Below are 16734 nucleotides of genomic sequence, written 5' to 3'. Positions count from 1 at the left end.
CCACGACCCAGCAACGACGAGGACCCAGAGTGAAGATCACACGACTCAAGACTTGGCAGGTGCCACCGCGCTGGCTGTTCCTGAAGATCGAGACCGACGAGGGCTGCTACGGCTGGGGCGAGCCGGTCATCGAGGGCCGCGCCGCGACCGTGGAGGCCGCCGTTCATGAACTGGCCGACTACCTGGTGGGCCAGGACCCGCATCGCATCGAGCACCTCTGGAACACTCTCTACCGCGCCGGCTTCTACCGTGGCGGGCCGATCCTGATGAGTGCCATTGCCGGTATCGACCAGGCATTGTGGGACCTCAAGGGACGCGATCTCGGGGTGCCGGTCTACCAGTTGCTCGGCGGCGCGGTACGCGACCGGATGCGCATGTACGCCTGGACCGGCGGCGACCGCCCCAGCGACGTAGGCGCCGGCGCCCGATCGCTGGTCGACCAGGGCTTCACTGCCTTCAAGATGAACGGCACGCCGGAAATGCAGATCGTCGACAGCCACCACAAGGTCGACGAGGCGGTAGCGCGGGTCGCCGAGGCGCGCCAGGCGGTCGGCCCCGAAGTCGGCATCGGCATCGACTTCCACGGCCGGGTGCACCGCCCCATGGCCAAGGCCCTACTGCGCGAGCTGGAGCCCTATCATCCGATGTTCGTCGAGGAGCCGGTCGCCCCCGAGCACCTGCCGTGCCTCAAGCAGATCGCCGGTGGGCTCGGCTATCCGCTGGCCACCGGGGAGCGGCTGCATACCCGCTTCCAGTTCCGCGACCTGCTGGCCGACGGCATGATCGACATCATCCAGCCGGACCTCTCGCACTGTGGCGGCATCAGCGAAGGCTTGAAGATCGCCGCGCTGGCCTCGGCGTATGACGTCGCCCTGGCGCCCCACTGCCCGCTCGGCCCGCTGACGCTCGCCGCCTCACTGCACCTGGATGCGGTCAGCCACAACGCCTTCATTCAGGAACAGAGCATGGGCATCCACTACAACAAGGACAACGACGTGCTCGACTATCTGGTCGACAAGTCGGTGCTCGCCATCGAGGACGGCTTCTGCGCCATCCCCTCCGGCCCCGGGCTTGGCGTTGAGATCGACGAGGCCTTCGTCGAGGAGCGCGCCAAGGTCGGACACCGCTGGCGCAACCCGGTGTGGACGCATGAAGACGGCTCCATCGCCGAATGGTAAGGGGGTAGTGATGACCATTAGCCAGACGCCCACTTGGATCGGGGTCGACTGGGGTTCCAGCAACCTGCGCGCCTGGGCCATGAGCGAAAGCGGCGAGGTGCTCGATCGCGGCGGCTCGACGCAGGGCATGCTGTCGCTGACGCCGGCCGACTACGAAGCTGCGCTACTCGCGGTGATCGGCGACTGGCTGCCCGAGGCCGGCGCGCTGGACGTGCTGGTCTGCGGCATGGCCGGGGCGCGTCAGGGGTGGATCGAGGCGCCCTATCGCCAGGTGCCGGCGCGCCTGGACCGACTCGCCGATGGCGCGGTCGCGCCCGCCGTTGAACACACAAGACTGCGGGTCAGGCTACTGCCGGGCCTCTGCCAGCACGAGGACGACAGCAGACACGCCTTCGATGTGATGCGCGGCGAGGAAACCCAGTTGGCCGGCCTCGTAGCCGAAGCGCCGGCTTTCACCGGTACCGTCTGTCTCCCGGGCACGCACGCCAAGTGGGCGCGGCTGGCCGAGGGGGAGCTGACGGGGTTCACGACCTACCTCACCGGCGAGCTCTATCGCCTGCTCGCCGAGCGCTCGGTCCTTGCCCACTCGCTATCGCCTTCTTCGGGAGGCGACGAGTTGGCCGACCCGGCCTGCGCTTCGACCTTTATCGCCGCGGTACAGGATTCCGCCACCGCGCCCGAACGGTTCTCGGCACGGCTGTTTGGCGTCCGCGCTCGCGACCTTCTCGATGACGCCCTGCCGGCCGGTGAGGGCCGCGGGGCTCGACTCGCGGCAAGGCTCTCGGGGCTGGTCATCGGCCTCGAACTGGCCGGCGCCCGAGCCGACCTGGAACGCGACGCTACCGTCACCCTGATAGGTAACGAGGCGCTCTGCGCGCGCTACGCCATGGCGCTCGAGGCGCTGGGTATCGCCAATCGCCGCCTCGACCCCGAACGAGCCGTGCTGGCCGGCCTGGGGCTGGCCAGAACACGCCTTGCGAATTCATGAACGGAGCCCGACCTATGTCACTTCCCCTGATCGGCATCCTGCGTGGCATCACGCCCGATGACGCCGTCGCGGTAGGCGAAGAACTGCTCGCCGCCGGTATCGAGCGCATCGAGGTGCCGCTTAACTCCCCCGACCCGCTGGAGAGCATCCGCCGGCTTGCCAAGGCCCTTGGCGACCGCGCCCTTATCGGCGCCGGCACGGTGCTGACGCCCGGTCAGGTACGCGATGTCTACGCCGCCGGCGGCCGCCTGGTCGTGTCGCCTAACTGCCGTGTCGCCGTGATCGAAGAGAGCCGGCATCTGGTGATGGAGTCCTGGCCGGGTATCGTCACGCCCTCGGAGGCCTTCGACGCGCTGGAGGCCGGCGCCACCGGGCTCAAGCTGTTCCCGGCGGTACAGGTCGGCATCGCCGGCATGCAGGCACTGCGCAGCGTGCTCCCGGTGGGCACTCAACTCTTCGCGGTCGGCGGCATCGGCGAGGACAACTTCGCCGCCTGGCGGTCCGCTGGCATCGATGGCGCGGGCCTGGGTAGCGCGCTCTACTCGCCCGGCATTACCCCGGCAGAGTCCAGCGAGCGGGCATACCGGCTGGTCGCCGCCTGGAACGCGGCGGAAAAAGCTACCATGGGGAAAAAGTGACAGGACGCGTCAACGGGCGAAGATGCGATAGAGATCCGGGGCCTCGGCCGCTTCCTCGATAATCGAGAGAGAGGCCTCGATGGCCTTGAGATGGCGGCTCATGAAGGCCTTGGCGCGCTCGCCGTTATGAACCTCGAGGTACCCGATCAGGTCGTCATGATCGTGTGAATCGCACCCCAGGTGTCCGGCATTACCGTAAACGGCGAGGATCAGCGATGAGCGCGAACAGAGCCTGCCGACGAACTCAGCCAGGGTGGCATTGCCCGACAGACGTGCCAGGCGCTCGTGAAAGGCCGCGGACAGCTTGATGGCGGTGCTCTGCTCGCCGCGCCGCAGCGCTTCACGCTCGCTGCGGGCCATGTCGCGCAGCTCACTGACATCCGCGGCGGCAATGCGCCTGGCCACCTCCGGCATCAGGCCGCACTCGATCATTTGGCGGGCATCGAAGACATCCTTGGCCTCGTCGGCGGTGGGACGCGTCACGCTGGCCCCGCGGCGCGGCGTCAGCGTGACCAGCTGCTCGAGCGCCAGACGCTGCAGGATCTTGCGGATACCGGTGCGGCTGACCCCGAACACATCGGACAGCGCATCCTCGCGTAGCCTGGCCCCGGGCTTGAGGCGATGCTCGATGATGGCATCACTGATCGCGCGATAGATTGCCTCGTGGCGTTCGGCACCGTCACCGTTCTTGCCGATTCGCCTGCCGGCGGGTTTGCGTTCGACCGCTCGCTCTTGCTGGGTCATCGAGTCTCCCTTCCTGCGTCCCTGGATAGCCAACATTGTATACGCCAAGCGTGACAAACCTCGACTGCGGAATAGGACGGACGATCCTCACTCACGCCAGGCGGCGATGGTGTCGCGCTCCTCGTCCGTCATGCCGGTCGTGTTACCGAGCGGCATGTAGCCACTGGCTACGACCTGCTGGATACGCTCGCGCTGGCTCTTGACCTGCTCGGGCGTATCGTAGGCCAGGCCCGCCGGCGGCGCATTGAAGCCCGGCTGGCTCGGCTCGCGGGCGTGACAGGACACGCAGCGCGCCTCGACGATCGCGTGGATCGCCTCGAGACTTGGGCTGCCATCGACGCTGTCGCGGTTGATTGCCGAGGAACTTCCTGGCGAGCCGATCCAGAACGCCAGGGCGATCAACACGACTCCCGCAGCGGGATAGATAGGCTTGAAATGGCCCGAGTGCATCAGCACGAAGAATTGACGGATCAGCGCTCCGGCGAAGATGAACAACGCCATGATCACCCAGGCATAGTCGTGGGAGTAAGCGAATGCATAGTGGTTGCTGATCATCAGCAGCACCACCGGTAGGGTAAAATAGGTGTTGTGTACCGAGCGTTGCTTACCGCGCTTGCCATCCAGTGGATCGGGAGACCGCCCGGCCTTCATGGCAGCCACCATGCGGCGCTGCCCGGGAATGATCCAGAAGAACACGTTGGCCGACATGGCCGTCGCCATTACCGCCCCGGCGAGCAGGAAGGCCGCGCGGCCGGCGAATAGCTGGGTGCTCAGGTAGGCGACCACCACCATCATCGCCGCCACCGCGAGGCTCAGCATGCCGTCGCGCGTCATGTCGGGGCTGATGCGCTTGCACAGCTCGTTGTAGACCACCCAGCCACCGAGCAGAAACAGCAGCGCCAGCACATTGGCCTGCCAGTCGTTCATGCTGGCGGCCCAGGCCCAGTCGGCGTTGGGGTTGACCAGGTAGAAGCTCGGGTTGGCCATGTAGAGCAGCACGAAGAGCGCGAAGCCCGACAGCCAGGTGGTGTAGGCCTTCCAGAACGACCAGTGCAGGTCATCAGGGAGCTTGGCCGGCGCCGTGGCGTACTTCTGGTTGTGATAGAAGCCACCGCCGTGCACCGCCCACATCTCGCCGAAGACGCCCTTGTCGAGGTCCTCGGCAGCCTTGGGCGTGCGCAGGCCGTTATCCAGCATCACGAAATAGATCGATTCGCCGATCCAGGCGATGGCCGCGATAACGTGTAGCCAGCGCAACATAAAATTGGCGAAATCGAGTAGGTAGGCAGGCATGGCAGCGTCTCGCGAAGCCAGATGAACATGAAGGAGCGTCAGCTGCCCCGGTAAGTGGTATAGCCATAAGGCGAGAGCAGCAATGGGACATGATAATGCTGGTCGGCATCGGCCACGCCGAAGCGCAGCGGTATGACATCGAGAAAGCGCGGTTCGATCGCTTCGACGCCCCGCTCGCGCAGATAATCTCCGGCGTGAAACACCAACTCGTACTCACCGGGTACCCAATCGTCGCCCTCGAGCAGCGGGGCGTCACAGCGTCCGTCGTCGTTGGTGACCACCCTCTTGAGGTGGGTGCGAGTCTCGCCCTGCAAACGCAGGACATCGATGCGAATGCCCCGGCCTGGGCAACCCTGGGCGGTGTCGAGAACATGCGTGGTCAGACGCCCCATGAAGCTTCTCCTCTCGGCGATGGTGAGTCCGCCATTGACGCGGCAGGCATGAGCGGAATCGGGCTTTTCGAATCCCTGTGTAGCGTCTCACGCAATACATTTCAAAGCATTTCTTGTATACAGTTGATGGCCACGCTTTGACTGCCAGCCCTGCAGGAGAGCCATCATATGAGCCACCCGACCCTTCACCCTCGACCCAGCCAGATGCCGCAGGCAACCTTCGTCGCCCACTACGGGGATATCTACGAACATTCTCCCTGGGTTGCCGAACGAGCCTGGCAACGGGGCCTCGGCATGCCACAGGATTCGCCCGACGGTTTGGCCGAGCTGATGGCGCAGGTGTTGCGCGACGCCGACCCGGCCAGCCAGCTGGCGGTGATCCGCGCCCATCCCGATCTCGCCGGCAAGGCGGCCATTGCCGGCGGGCTCACTCAGGCCTCGACCCGCGAGCAGGCCGGTGCCGGGCTCGACCAGTGCACGCCCGAGGAGTTGGCGCGTTTCGAGCGTCTTAACACCGCCTATCGGGCCCGCTTCGACTTCCCCTTCGTGATGGCCGTCAAGGGCAGCGATCGTCACGCTATCCTCGACGCCTTCGCGACTCGCCTGATGAATACCCCCGACGAGGAGCGTCGCACCGCCGTCGAACAGATCAACCGCATCGCTCGATTCCGCCTGGAAGCGCGAACTACACTGACCGCAGGTACAGCGGAAGACAGCAGCAAAGGAAAATGAACGACTGGATAGCGTCAATACAGGGAGGAAATGCCATGTTCCGTGACCGTCTCGATGCTGCCCGCCAGTTGGCCGAGCGCCTCGAGCATCTCAAGGAAGAACGTCCGCTGGTGCTGGCCATACCGCGCGGCGGTGTGCCCATGGGCCGTCTGATCGCTGATGCCATTGAGGGGGAACTCGACGTGGTACTGGTGCGCAAGCTCGGTGCCCCGGGTCATCCAGAGTTCGCCATCGGCGCAGTCAGCGAGGACGGTAATGTCCAATTGGAGGAGCAAGCCCGCTCTTACCGTGAAGAGGTATTGGCCAAGGAAGTGGAGCGTCAACGCGAACGGATCGCGGAGCGACGGCGGCGCTATACCCCGGTGCGCCCGCCGATCGATCCTGCTGGGCGCCTCGTGGTAGTTGTTGACGACGGCAGCGCCACGGGCGCCACCATGGCCGCGGCTCTCGCGACGCTGCGCCAACACCAGCCGAAACGGCTCATCGCCGCGATCGGTGTGGCGCCCCCCGATACCGTGTCACGACTCGAGGCGCTGGCCGACGAGGTGATTTGTCTGGCGTCGCCCAGCCGCTTTTATGCCGTGGGGCCATTCTTCGCCGATTTCGCCCAGGTGGAGGATGAGGAAGTCGTCAGGCTACTCGGCGAACGCACGCCTTGACTGTCATGCCAGGAACGTCATTCAAGTAAAGCAGGGCCGGAAGACTGTCACATTAGGCGTCGCCAAACGCCCGCGGGCCGCTTCACTGGATGAGGCGGCCCGCGGGTCAAGCATCGAAGCAATACCGTCGGTCAGACGGGACGAGTCGGCAGCGAGAGCACGTTCTTCTCAACCAGTTTCTGGCCCTTCAGAATATATTCTCGACTCAAGGCCATGATCCTGTCGGCATCGCCCTTGAAGCGCTCGCTGATATCCTCGGTCGTCTTCTGCTGGCTCTCGACGACCAGCTTGAAGGTTTCGGCGTCCCGGGCTTCCAGCCAGGTCCGCGCCTGTGCCATACCGAGATCGGTGCCGGCACGAATGGCGTCATTCTGGGCGGCCGACAGCTTCTGGCAGTATTCCAGCATCAGGTCGGCATAGCTGCGGCAAGGCGCGACGAGACGCTCGAACGACTCGTCGATGTTTGGGGTGGTAGCTTGGCTCATTGGACACCTCCATTATTCAGGGTCATGAATCAAGGCAAAACGCCTTGTGCTGCATTGCAACATAGCAGACAGCATTGTGCAGTGCAACATCCACCGGCCCCTGCGCTCAGTATTGACCGAACAGGTGTTTGCGAGCCTCGTCATCCATTTCCACGTTATTGGCCGGATTAATGTCTTTCACTAGTGCATAGGCACGCTTCACGGCGGGACGCGCGTCGATCTCGCGCATCCAGCGCAGGACGTTGGGATACTCCTCGATGTCCTGCCCCTGCTTGGCATAGGGCACGATCCACGGATAGATGGCCATGTCAGCGATGGAATAGGCATCACCACCCACATAATCGTGATCTTCGAGACGGGCATCAAGCACACTATAGAGGCGTGCGGTCTCCTTGATATAGCGCTCGACGGCGTAATCGATCTTGTGCGGGGCGTAGTTGCGGAAATGATGATTCTGCCCGGCCATGGGCCCCAGACCGCCCATCTGCCAGTACAGCCATTGCAGCGCCACATAGCGCTCACGACCCTCGCGGGCCAGAAAGCGACCCGTCTTGTCGGCCAGATATTCGAGAATGGCCCCGCTCTCGAACAGGGCGAGCGGCTGACCGCCATCCGCCGGCGCACGATCGACGATGGCCGGGATGCGGTTGTTGGGCGAAATGGACAGGAACTCGGACGAAAACTGCTCGCCACGACCGATTTGCACCGGCTTCACGGCGTAGTCGAGTCCCGCCTCTTCGAGACAGATCGAGACCTTGTGGCCATTGGGGGTGGTCCAGTAATAGAGATCGATCATGGCGACTCCTGTGGCGGAAGGGGAAGCGTGGGTTGTCAGCGATAGGCGCCATCGATATCGGTGATACGCATGGCCTGGCGGCCCAGGCCGTCGTGAATATCCAGCATGCGCTCGACCCAGGCGTAGACGGGATCGGCGTTGGAAATCAGGTCGGCACTGGAGACACAGCGCGCCCACATGAAATTGCCGAACACCAGATAGTCGGCCGCGGCCGGCGCCTCACCGTCAATGAAATCGGATTCCTTCAAATGGCCGCGCAGCGGCTCGAGGGCCGCATCGAGTTGGGCAAGCCCCTTGGACGGGGAATGGAATTCCTCGAGCGTGCGACCGAAACGCTTTTCGCGCGTCTCACGAAAGTAGTCGCGGTCGTCGGGATGAACGGCATTGAACAGATCCATGATGATAGTACGCAACATGGCCGGCGCCAGAGCACGCTCGGCGTAATGCTGGATGAAGCGTGCGCGGTCCACGGCAGTGCCCACACCGAGCAGTGGCGCCTCGGGGTAGGTGCGATCCAGGTAGCGAAGGATATCGAAGCTTTCGGTCACCACGTTGTCGCCATCAACCAGCACCGGAACCTTGTCGTGATCGGTGAAGGCGAGAGCTTGCTTGTCGGTGAAGCGCCACGGACGCGTCTGTATGTCCAACCCCTTGTGGGCCAGGGCAAACTTGACGCGCCAGCAGAAGGGGGAGAAGCGCAGTCCTTCATCGACACCACACAGATCATAAAGTACCCGGGCCATGCTGTTTCCTCTCGTCGTCGATTGGTCGTAAGTCGATAGTGACAGGCTTTACCCCTGGCGCCAACGGGATAAGCAAATGCGCCAGCCCATTGTCCATTGGTCTAATGCCAAAGCGATACCTCCACCGCTCTACTATCATAAGTCTGACGCAAGTTAATGAAATTAAACGCATCCAAAGACTCTCTAGCTCAGCTTGCACTAACAAAATATTGGTAATACCAATTATCCAACAATGTTTATGCCGCATATTTACGATTATAGTCGCTGCCTCGCCATGCCCCGCAGTGGCAGCGAAAACACTTGCTTTTCCCTCATACACTAAAAGGACATATTGAAGGGAGTTCTCCATGAACGAAACGACACTCGCATTACTCGCCTTTGTGCCTCTGTTACTGGCTGGCGTGCTCTTGATCGGCTTTCGCATGGCCGCCAAGGTCGCCATGCCGGTGGTCTTCGTGGTTACCGCCATCATTGCCCTGCTCGCCTGGGAGATGAGCTTCAGCCGTGTGCTGGCCTCGACCTTCCAGGGGCTGATACTCACCGTCTCGATCCTGTGGATCATTTTCGGTGCCATTCTGCTGCTTAATACCCTCAAGCATTCGGGGGGCATCAAGGCCATTCGCAACGGCTTCTCGGGTATCAGTCCCGACCGTCGCGTCCAGGCCCTGATCGTCGCCTGGCTGTTCGGCTGCTTCATCGAGGGTGCTTCGGGATTCGGCACACCCGCGGCCGTCGCGGCGCCGCTGATGGTCGCGCTGGGCTTCCCGGCACTGGCGGCCGTGGTGGTAGGCATGATGATTCAGTCTACGCCGGTCTCCTTCGGCGCGGTGGGCACACCCATCGTGGTCGGGGTCAGTGGCGGCATCGACAGAATCGGCATCACCGAGGCACTGGAAGCCGGAGGCGGCACCTGGCAGGAATACTTCCACTTGATCGGCGCCGAGGTCGCCGTGATACACGGCATCGTCGGGGTCTTCATGCCGCTGATAATGGTGGTGATCATGGTGCGCTTCTTCGGGGCGAACAAATCCTGGAAGGAAGGCCTGGACATCACTCCTTTTGCCCTCTTCACCGGTGTTTGCTTCGTGGTGCCCTACATGCTGGCTGGCGTACTGCTCGGACCGGAATTCCCGTCGATGATCGGTGCCGGTGTCGGCCTGGCCATTGTGGTGCCGGCCGCTCGTCGAGGCTTCCTGCTGCCCAGCAAGAACTGGGACTTCCCCGAGCGTACCTCCTGGCCGGACGAGTGGATCGGAAAGCTGGAGATCAAGCTCGATGATATTACTGGCAAGGCGCCGATCTCCACCTTCATGGGCTGGGTTCCGTATGTGTTGCTGGCGGTTATCCTGGTTGCATCCCGGACGATCGATCCATTCCGTGAGCTGCTGACGTCCCTGAGCTTCGGCTGGACTGATATCCTCGGTGAGAGTGGTGTCTCGGGCAGTATCCAGCCTCTCTACTTGCCCGGTGGGATCCTGCTGATGGTGGTCCTGCTGACGACCCTGCTCCACCGGATGAAGCTGGGTGAGCTCAAGGAGGCCTTCAACGAATCGACGCGAACCATCCTGGGCGCCGGCTTCGTGCTGATCTTCACCATCCCCATGGTGCGGATCCTCATCAATTCAGGAGTCAATGCCGCGGATCTGGTGTCCATGCCGGTCGCCATGGCGCGATTGGTTGCTGATGGGGTGGGCGGTGTCTATCCGTTCTTCGCCCCGGCCGTGGGCGGTCTAGGTGCCTTCATTGCCGGCTCAAATACCGTCTCGAACCTGATGCTTTCTGAGTTTCAGTTCAGCATCGCCGAGCAGTTAGGCATCTCTACCGCCTTCATGGTGTCGCTGCAAGCTGTCGGCGCCGCTGCGGGTAATATGATCGCCATCCACAACGTGGTGGCCGCCTCCGCCACCGTGGGTCTGCTTGGCCGAGAGGGCATTACCCTCCGCAAGACCATCCTGCCGACGCTCTATTACCTGATCTTCTCGGGGATCATCGGGCTGGTGGCGTTCTACGTAATCGGCGTTTCCGATCCGCTGATGCAGACGGGCTGAATTCCAGCCGCAAGATGATACCGCCCCCACGGCCAGGCCGTGGGGGCGGTTTTTGTTTGCTTTGCTGGTTTCTCTACTGAAAGGCTGGAGAAGGTGTCAGCCGATGCGTTCGAGGTCTTGGGAATGGTGCCGGCCGTCTCGAACTCTACGATCCCTCCGGCCGCGCCCTTTTCCTTTAATCGCGCCAGTTCTTCCACGGCCATCTCTCAGAAGAGGTTCGTGACCATCTTGACGTCGGTGAGGTCGACGACAGAGGCGCTTATTGAAATTACTTGATGACGCCACGTTCCCGGAGCGCATCGCAACGCGACTTGTCGATGCCCAACTGGTCGAGGACTTCATCGGTGTGCTGAGCGTAGAGCGGGGCAGGTCGACGAATCTGCGCAGGCGTCCGCGAAAGCTTACCGGGAAAGCCAATTGTCTTCATCGTGCCGATGACCGGGTGCTCCATCTCCTGGATCATGCCACGCGCCTGATAGTGAGGATCCTCCATGGCCTGGGCAAAGTTATTGATCGGGCCCGCCGGCACCCCCGCCTTATCGCAAGCCTCCAGCCAGACGTGCTTGTCACGCGTCACGAAGATCTCTTCCAGTATCGTCTCCAGGGCTTCGACGTTCTGACCGCGCAGATAATTGGTGGCAAAGCGTGGCTCGTCGAGTAGGTCCGGACGATGAATCACCTCATGGCACAGGCGCTCCCAGGTGCGCTGATTGGCACAGCCCAGCATGATATAGCCGTCCTTGACCTTGATCGCCTGGTAGGGAGCCGATACCCGGTGACGCCAGCCAGTCGGCTCGGGGATAGTGCCCTCGGCGAAATACGCTGCCGCCTCCCAAGTAAACCAGGGTAAGCCACTTTCGGCGATGGAGACATCCACCAACTGCCCCTCACCGGTGTTCATCTTGTGGATATAGGCCGCCAGAATCGAGTAGGTTGCGGTGATGCCAGCGCCGATATCGTAGACGGCGATACCGGTCTTCAAGGGACGACGCCCCGGCTCCCCGGTCATTGACATCAGGCCCGACATGCCTTGAGCCACGAGGTCGAAACCGCCCTTGTGACTGTAGGGCCCCGTCTGGCCATAACCGGAAATGGAGCAGTAGATGATGCCCGGGTTGAATGCCTTGATGGTCTCGTAATCGACCTTGAGCGACTTGGCGACACCAGGACGGTAGTTCTCGACAATGACATCGGCGGTCTCGGCAAGACGATAGAACAGCTCGCGCCCCTCCTCCTCCTTCAGGTTGAGCGAGATGCTCTTCTTGTTACGGTTGATCTGCGCGAAACAGGTGGACTCATCATTGATATAAGGGCCCATTTGTCGACTATCATCACCGCCGTTCTTCTCGACTTTGATGACCTCAGCCCCCATGTCGCCCAGCACCATGGTGCAGTAGGGACCGGCCATGATCTGGGAAATATCCAGAACTTTCATGTTCGTCAAGGGAAGCATGCTTCAATACCTCTTGTTCAAATAGACGGAATTATCTTCCGCGCCAGGTGTGGGTCGTCTTGTTGATGAACGCATCGACAGCGCCATGGAAGTCCTCACTCGTATAGCAAAGCGCTATAAGGTCCTCATCCTGCCCATCTTCAGGAGAGCGGTACTTCTGACAGCGTCGAATGGCCTCCTTGGAAGCACGAATCGTCAAGGGAGCGAAGCTCTGGAGCTTTTCAGTGACACGCCTGACTTCGTTTTCGATGTCCTGATGGTCGATGACGCCAGTTACCAGGCCTGACTGTTTCGCCTCGTCGGCCTTTATGATGCTGGCCAGCATCAGGACCTCCTTGGCTCTTGCGGGACCTACCAGGTCGACCAGACGCGACACGTTATTCATCGAGACACAGTTACCTAGCGTCCTGGCGATAGGCACCCCGAACTTGAGATCCGGTGTGCAATAACGAAAATCGCAAGCCATGGCGATGGCCGCGCCACCCCCAATACAGAAGCCCTCGATCAGGGCAATCGTTGGCTTTGAAAGCGACTCCAGGGTTGCCATGACCCTATCGATACGATTCTCGTAATCCAGGGCATCCTGTGCCTGAGAAAACGAACTGAACTGCTTGATATCAGTACCCGCGACAAACGCCTCGCCACCACTTCCGCGCAGCACCACGACATCGATCTCGGGATCTTCATTCAACTCGAGACAGATGCGCTCGAGTGAGTCATACATTCCCCAGGTCATGGCATTTCGAACCTTAGGGCGGTTGAAGGATAGCCAGGCAACGCGCCCCTCTCTTTCGTACAACAGCTCATCCGTCGAACTCATCACCCATTCTCCTTATCCGCGAGTCTTGATTGTTGGATGACGAGCACGAAGCGGGGCATCGCATCCACCTAAACGTAATAATGAACTCATAATTCATTTTTTCAATATAGACCTTTGTCTAGACCTTTGCGAGAAAGGCAACATTAAATTTATTTATTTCAGAGAGTTATAACTAGAGATGCTTATCAGCGCGTCACTTTCATTCCATCATTCAAGGAACTGACATCATGCTTCCGACAAGAGAGCTTGGTCTGTCTCGTGAAGTGACCGTCATGGGGGATGGGGATGGAGCGAGGATAAGCATCGTAGGCCTGACCGAGACCTCCGACCTCTGCCACTGCTTGAAGGTTAGCCCCCCCTGGCTTGGCGAGGTAAAACGTCTCGCCACGCCAGGGGCAAAAGCCAGCTCTCGTAATGTACCGGTATCAAGACGCTACTTTGCCGTCTGCCGTTTCTTTACCAATGTCCTGACCAGCTTGGCTATCAAGGGATATAAGAAGAAAAGCAGTGTGATGGACAAAAGTGTTGCCGCAATTGGGCTACCGAGGAAGATCGACAGATCCCCACGCGAAATGTCCAACGCCTGACGAAGGCTAGTTTCCAGCCTGGGGGTCAATACGAATGCCAGCAGTAGCGGCGCTACCGGATACTTTGCGACATTCATGAAGAAGGCGATCACGCCTGCGCCCAGCATGAACCACACATCGAACATGCTGTTGTTGACACTATAGGAGCCCACCACACAGACCACGGCAATGACCGGTATCATGAAGGCCGGGGGAACTCGCAACAATTTTACCAGGAAGGGAATGATGGCGAGTGCTGCCAATACCGCCATGACATTACCCAGATACATGGAAGAAATTAGCCCCCAGACAAAATCCGGGCTGTTCTGAAACAGCATCGGGCCTGGCTGCACTCCCCACATCATTAAACCGCCAAGAAGCACGGCGGCTGTTCCAGACCCAGGAATACCCAAGGAAAGCAGAGGAGCGAAAGATCCGGCGGCGGCAGCATTGTTACCTGCTTCGGAAGCCGCAACCCCCTCGATTCTGCCAGTTCCCATCTCGGCACCGTACCGGCCAACCTTCTTTTCAAGCACATAGGCCAGGAAAGACCCCGTTGTGGCCCCTGCGCCTGGTAGGATACCCACCAGATTGCCCAGCACACCGGAGCGAAGGGACACGGGTATGATGCGGCGCAATTCGCTACGGTCCAATAAGCTCTCGCGAAGCGATAGCTTTGTCATCAAGCCGGCGGCATCCACCCTGTTGACCATCATTTCCAGCACCTGGCTAAAGCCAAACATGCCAATGACCAATGGAATGAAAGAGACACCATTCAACAAATACATCGAATCAAAGGTGAACCTTGGCTGACCAAATGCCAAACCAATGCCTATCATCGACAGCATGATGCCAATGAACGTGGAAATCAGGCCCTTCTTGGGACTGTCCCCCAGCAACCAGCCAATGGAGCACAGAGCAAGAATCACCAGCGCCGCGACTTCCGCAGGGCCAAACATCAACCCGACCTTAGCCAATGCGGCGCCCATGAACGTCAGCATGACGATACCAATGGTCCCGCCAATGAAGGAGGAAATATTCGCGGTAAATAGTGCCTTGCCGGCCTGCCCCTTTTTTGACAGCGGGTAACCATCCAGGGCCGTCACGACAGCCGGCGCATCACCGGGTATATTGAGCATGATGGCACTGTAGGACCCCCCATACATGCAACCGTAATATACGGCACCCAGCATGATAATGCCGGTGATAGGATCCATCTGGAATGTCAGCGGCAACAACAGGGCAACGCCGGTCACGGAGCCCAGACCCGGTATCGCTCCGATCACGATACCCAGGCCGGCCCCGACAAGAGCGGCGAGTATGTTAGAGAAGGTCAGCGACGTCGCGAAACCCGACATCAAGGATTGAAGGATATCCATGGGAGACTTACCTTATTATCGCAACAACTCAAGGAACAAGCCTTGAGGAAAAGGAACCTTCAGCCATAGGCCAAACAGAAGATACAGCGCTACCCCAGCGCCAATACCGGTGAGAATCGATTGTTTCCAGGACTTTTTCTCAACCAGAAGAATCCATAGCAGGATGAAGGCTGACATGGACAGGACCATGCCGAGCAAAGGAATACACAATATCGCCAAGGCCATGGCGGCCGCTGGCCACAGACTCTTCCCTCCAATGGGTTTGGCCCTGACGGGAGAGAAAAAGAATTCATAAATGCCAAGTGAAGCTGCGCCGATGCCTGCTACCGCTGAAAAGAAACCGCCACCGGGACCATTATTCACCCAGACGCCGTACTTGAAGATACCGAATGCTGCCCAACAAAGCCCCATTACCACGATTCCGATAGTGACTAAAGCCGGCAGCCAGGAAAGGCCCTCTCTTTCAGGAGATCGCTTTACTCCCACACTCATTTCTCCCCTAATTTCCATGAAAGCCTAAAGCATTCAAGCGCTTTAACGATACAGAATAAAATGGGCGGCCACTGGCAGTAAAACCACACAGGGCCGCCCGAAACATCACTCGATGATACCCACTTCCTTGAACTTCTCAGAATAGCGAGCCTTCTCTTTACTATAGAACTCGGCGCTCTCCTCGGCTCCCATGAAAGTGCCGATCAAATTATTCTTCTCGATATAGTCCTTATTCCACTGCTCGCTTTCGGACGCCTTTTCCAGAACGCCTTCCCAATAAGCGATGGCTTCGTCCGACATCTCGGGGGGCCCCGCATAACCACGGAATATCATCAGCTGAATATCCGGATGGCCAAGCTCGGCAAAGGTCGGTACGTCATCGTAAGGCGCTTCCAGCCTTTCCTCGGAAAGCGCTGCAAGACTGCGTACCTGACTCGGATCCATACGCGATCCAAGCTTATAGACGGCGGCATCGATATGACCACCCAGCAAGGCGGACGTCACCTCACCCGTGCCTCCAAAGGGAACGTACTGGAAATCGGTTCCCAGAGTGGAATTGATCATGGCGAAAGCGAGATGGTCTTCACCCCCTCGGCCCGCACCACCGATCGAGATACCATCCGAGTCCTCTTCAGCTTTCTTTATCAGGCCCTCGAGGTCTTCGACATCACTATCGGCGGCTACGCCCAGAAGTAGAGTATCGAGCGCCAGGGTGCCGAGAGGTGTCAAGTCTTCCAGTTGAACCTCGGCGTCGTTGGTCACCATGCTCATCATCTGACCACCATTGAAGGTCATGATGGTATGGTTATCGTCACCCTTGTTGTAGGTGTAACTATTGCCAACAGCGCCTGAACCGCCGGGCCGGTTGTTGACAAGGATAGTCTGATCGACGAGATCATTCTGTCGAAATGTTTCCACTAGCATGCGGGCGTTAATGTCACTACCACCACCGGCACTGTAGGGAACGATGAATTCCACGTTACGGTCGGGTTCCCAAGCGTTCGCGCTGCCGCTGATAAGCGTAATACCAACCGCACCTGACAGTGCAACCTTACCCAGCTGTTTCACTATGGTCATTTTTTCACCCAAATTGTCGTTGTGGCTTTTTCATCATATTTAATGACTGCAACAGTCTTACTTCCTGTCCTCACTCTCGATGCCGATGAGTGTGAAGTATAGCAGCTCGCTCACAGTCAGCCCCGCTCACAAAGAGAAGGCTCTTGACCTAGCATACCTTATGCTACCTAGGCTTTGGTAATTTTGAACACATAATGCATTCTTTCAACATAGACTTTAGTCGACGCCTCGTTCCCTACCTCCAGCCATGC

At 59.8% G+C, this 16734-nt stretch carries 17 protein-coding genes; 6 read left to right on the top strand and 11 right to left on the bottom strand.

Features of this window, described 5'->3' with window-relative positions; all coding sequences use genetic code 11:
• The first annotated feature begins 29 nt into the window (after positions 1 to 29).
• The 3 genes from dgoD to KG088_RS03790 are packed head-to-tail and all read left to right on the top strand — an operon-like array spanning position 30 to position 2804.
• The gene (gene dgoD, locus KG088_RS03800; RefSeq protein WP_213824168.1) at positions 30 to 1178 is read left to right on the top strand and encodes a galactonate dehydratase; all 1149 of its coding nucleotides are present in this window, start codon (positions 30 to 32) and stop codon (positions 1176 to 1178) included.
• A 10-nt stretch (positions 1179 to 1188) separates the two neighbouring features.
• Positions 1189 to 2166: a 2-dehydro-3-deoxygalactonokinase gene (locus tag KG088_RS03795; RefSeq protein WP_213824167.1), complete on the top strand. Its 978-nt coding sequence runs from the start codon at positions 1189 to 1191 to the stop codon at positions 2164 to 2166.
• A gap of 14 nt (positions 2167 to 2180) precedes the next feature.
• Entirely contained in the window at positions 2181 to 2804 is a 624-nt protein-coding gene (locus KG088_RS03790) for a 2-dehydro-3-deoxy-6-phosphogalactonate aldolase (RefSeq protein WP_213824166.1), read from the top strand.
• A gap of 9 nt (positions 2805 to 2813) precedes the next feature.
• Here KG088_RS03790 and KG088_RS03785 read toward each other — a convergent pair whose 3' ends face one another.
• From KG088_RS03785 to uraH, 3 genes are all read right to left on the bottom strand, one after another.
• Positions 2814 to 3548 carry a GntR family transcriptional regulator gene (locus KG088_RS03785; RefSeq protein ID WP_213824165.1) on the bottom strand — a complete coding sequence of 245 codons (735 nt, stop codon included), beginning with the start codon at positions 3546 to 3548 and terminating at the stop codon, positions 2814 to 2816.
• A gap of 87 nt (positions 3549 to 3635) precedes the next feature.
• On the bottom strand, positions 3636 to 4841 hold the full coding sequence (locus KG088_RS03780) for a urate hydroxylase PuuD (protein ID WP_213824164.1): 1206 nt from the start codon (positions 4839 to 4841) through the stop codon (positions 3636 to 3638).
• 38 nt (positions 4842 to 4879) lie between these two features.
• Positions 4880 to 5233, bottom strand: a complete 354-nt coding sequence (gene uraH, locus KG088_RS03775) for a hydroxyisourate hydrolase (protein WP_213824163.1) — start codon at positions 5231 to 5233, stop codon at positions 4880 to 4882.
• Between the two features lie 168 nt (positions 5234 to 5401).
• Here uraH and uraD point away from each other — a divergent pair, with 168 nt between their 5' ends.
• Complete coding sequence (uraD, locus tag KG088_RS03770) at positions 5402 to 5965, top strand: 2-oxo-4-hydroxy-4-carboxy-5-ureidoimidazoline decarboxylase (protein ID WP_213824162.1); 564 nt, start codon at positions 5402 to 5404, stop codon at positions 5963 to 5965.
• A gap of 35 nt (positions 5966 to 6000) precedes the next feature.
• Positions 6001 to 6624 carry a phosphoribosyltransferase gene (locus KG088_RS03765; protein ID WP_213824161.1) on the top strand — a complete coding sequence of 208 codons (624 nt, stop codon included), beginning with the start codon at positions 6001 to 6003 and terminating at the stop codon, positions 6622 to 6624.
• Between the two features lie 131 nt (positions 6625 to 6755).
• On the opposite strand, the gene KG088_RS03760 is transcribed toward KG088_RS03765, so the two are convergent.
• The 3 genes from KG088_RS03760 to KG088_RS03750 form a co-directional block, all read right to left on the bottom strand.
• Positions 6756 to 7109 (bottom strand): phasin family protein, encoded by a 354-nt coding sequence (locus KG088_RS03760; protein ID WP_213824160.1) that lies wholly within the window; start codon positions 7107 to 7109, stop codon positions 6756 to 6758.
• Between the two features lie 106 nt (positions 7110 to 7215).
• The gene (locus KG088_RS03755) at positions 7216 to 7905 is read right to left on the bottom strand and encodes a glutathione binding-like protein (protein ID WP_213824159.1); all 690 of its coding nucleotides are present in this window, start codon (positions 7903 to 7905) and stop codon (positions 7216 to 7218) included.
• Between the two features lie 35 nt (positions 7906 to 7940).
• Positions 7941 to 8648: a glutathione S-transferase family protein gene (locus KG088_RS03750; protein WP_213824158.1), complete on the bottom strand. Its 708-nt coding sequence runs from the start codon at positions 8646 to 8648 to the stop codon at positions 7941 to 7943.
• A 347-nt stretch (positions 8649 to 8995) separates the two neighbouring features.
• On the opposite strand from KG088_RS03750, the gene KG088_RS03745 reads away from it, so the two are divergent.
• Positions 8996 to 10696, top strand: a complete 1701-nt coding sequence (locus tag KG088_RS03745) for an L-lactate permease (RefSeq protein ID WP_213824157.1) — start codon at positions 8996 to 8998, stop codon at positions 10694 to 10696.
• Positions 10697 to 10964: 268 nt separating this feature from the next.
• Here the strand turns inward: KG088_RS03745 and KG088_RS03740 are convergent, their stop codons facing one another.
• The 5 genes from KG088_RS03740 to KG088_RS03720 form a co-directional block, all read right to left on the bottom strand.
• Positions 10965 to 12149: a CaiB/BaiF CoA transferase family protein gene (locus KG088_RS03740; protein WP_213824156.1), complete on the bottom strand. Its 1185-nt coding sequence runs from the start codon at positions 12147 to 12149 to the stop codon at positions 10965 to 10967.
• A gap of 31 nt (positions 12150 to 12180) precedes the next feature.
• Positions 12181 to 12969, bottom strand: a complete 789-nt coding sequence (locus KG088_RS03735; protein WP_213824155.1) for an enoyl-CoA hydratase/isomerase family protein — start codon at positions 12967 to 12969, stop codon at positions 12181 to 12183.
• Positions 12970 to 13402: 433 nt separating this feature from the next.
• Positions 13403 to 14914, bottom strand: coding sequence for a tripartite tricarboxylate transporter permease (locus KG088_RS03730; RefSeq protein ID WP_213824154.1), 1512 nt, complete (start codon positions 14912 to 14914; stop codon positions 13403 to 13405).
• 15 nt (positions 14915 to 14929) lie between these two features.
• Positions 14930 to 15406 carry a tripartite tricarboxylate transporter TctB family protein gene (locus KG088_RS03725; protein ID WP_250148052.1) on the bottom strand — a complete coding sequence of 159 codons (477 nt, stop codon included), beginning with the start codon at positions 15404 to 15406 and terminating at the stop codon, positions 14930 to 14932.
• A gap of 105 nt (positions 15407 to 15511) precedes the next feature.
• Positions 15512 to 16483 (bottom strand): Bug family tripartite tricarboxylate transporter substrate binding protein, encoded by a 972-nt coding sequence (locus KG088_RS03720; RefSeq protein WP_213824152.1) that lies wholly within the window; start codon positions 16481 to 16483, stop codon positions 15512 to 15514.
• Positions 16484 to 16734 lie beyond the last annotated feature (251 nt).

Origin of the sequence: Halomonas jincaotanensis (assembly GCF_018448785.1) — a bacterium.
Classification (GTDB): Bacteria; Pseudomonadota; Gammaproteobacteria; order Pseudomonadales; family Halomonadaceae; genus Halomonas; species Halomonas jincaotanensis.
The sequence above is the reverse complement of the archived record's forward strand: the minus strand, read 5'-3'. Positions and strand labels throughout refer to the sequence as shown.

Bases quoted from the DNA above. Each gene is read 5' to 3' on its own strand.
- KG088_RS03745 (WP_213824157.1), top strand. From the start codon at position 8,996: ATGAACGAAACGACACTCGCATTACTCGCCTTTGTGCCTCTGTTACTG.
- KG088_RS03795 (WP_213824167.1), top strand. From the start codon at position 1,189: ATGACCATTAGCCAGACGCCCACTTGGATCGGGGTCGACTGGGGTTCC.
- KG088_RS03730 (WP_213824154.1), bottom strand. From the start codon at position 14,914: ATGGATATCCTTCAATCCTTGATGTCGGGTTTCGCGACGTCGCTGACC.
- KG088_RS03750 (WP_213824158.1), bottom strand. From the start codon at position 8,648: ATGGCCCGGGTACTTTATGATCTGTGTGGTGTCGATGAAGGACTGCGC.
- KG088_RS03735 (WP_213824155.1), bottom strand. From the start codon at position 12,969: ATGAGTTCGACGGATGAGCTGTTGTACGAAAGAGAGGGGCGCGTTGCC.
- uraH (WP_213824163.1), bottom strand. From the start codon at position 5,233: ATGGGGCGTCTGACCACGCATGTTCTCGACACCGCCCAGGGTTGCCCA.
- KG088_RS03785 (WP_213824165.1), bottom strand. From the start codon at position 3,548: ATGACCCAGCAAGAGCGAGCGGTCGAACGCAAACCCGCCGGCAGGCGA.
- KG088_RS03780 (WP_213824164.1), bottom strand. From the start codon at position 4,841: ATGCCTGCCTACCTACTCGATTTCGCCAATTTTATGTTGCGCTGGCTA.
- KG088_RS03740 (WP_213824156.1), bottom strand. From the start codon at position 12,149: ATGCTTCCCTTGACGAACATGAAAGTTCTGGATATTTCCCAGATCATG.
- KG088_RS03725 (WP_250148052.1), bottom strand. From the start codon at position 15,406: ATGAGTGTGGGAGTAAAGCGATCTCCTGAAAGAGAGGGCCTTTCCTGG.
- KG088_RS03760 (WP_213824160.1), bottom strand. From the start codon at position 7,109: ATGAGCCAAGCTACCACCCCAAACATCGACGAGTCGTTCGAGCGTCTC.
- uraD (WP_213824162.1), top strand. From the start codon at position 5,402: ATGAGCCACCCGACCCTTCACCCTCGACCCAGCCAGATGCCGCAGGCA.
- KG088_RS03790 (WP_213824166.1), top strand. From the start codon at position 2,181: ATGTCACTTCCCCTGATCGGCATCCTGCGTGGCATCACGCCCGATGAC.
- KG088_RS03755 (WP_213824159.1), bottom strand. From the start codon at position 7,905: ATGATCGATCTCTATTACTGGACCACCCCCAATGGCCACAAGGTCTCG.
- KG088_RS03765 (WP_213824161.1), top strand. From the start codon at position 6,001: ATGTTCCGTGACCGTCTCGATGCTGCCCGCCAGTTGGCCGAGCGCCTC.
- KG088_RS03720 (WP_213824152.1), bottom strand. From the start codon at position 16,483: ATGACCATAGTGAAACAGCTGGGTAAGGTTGCACTGTCAGGTGCGGTT.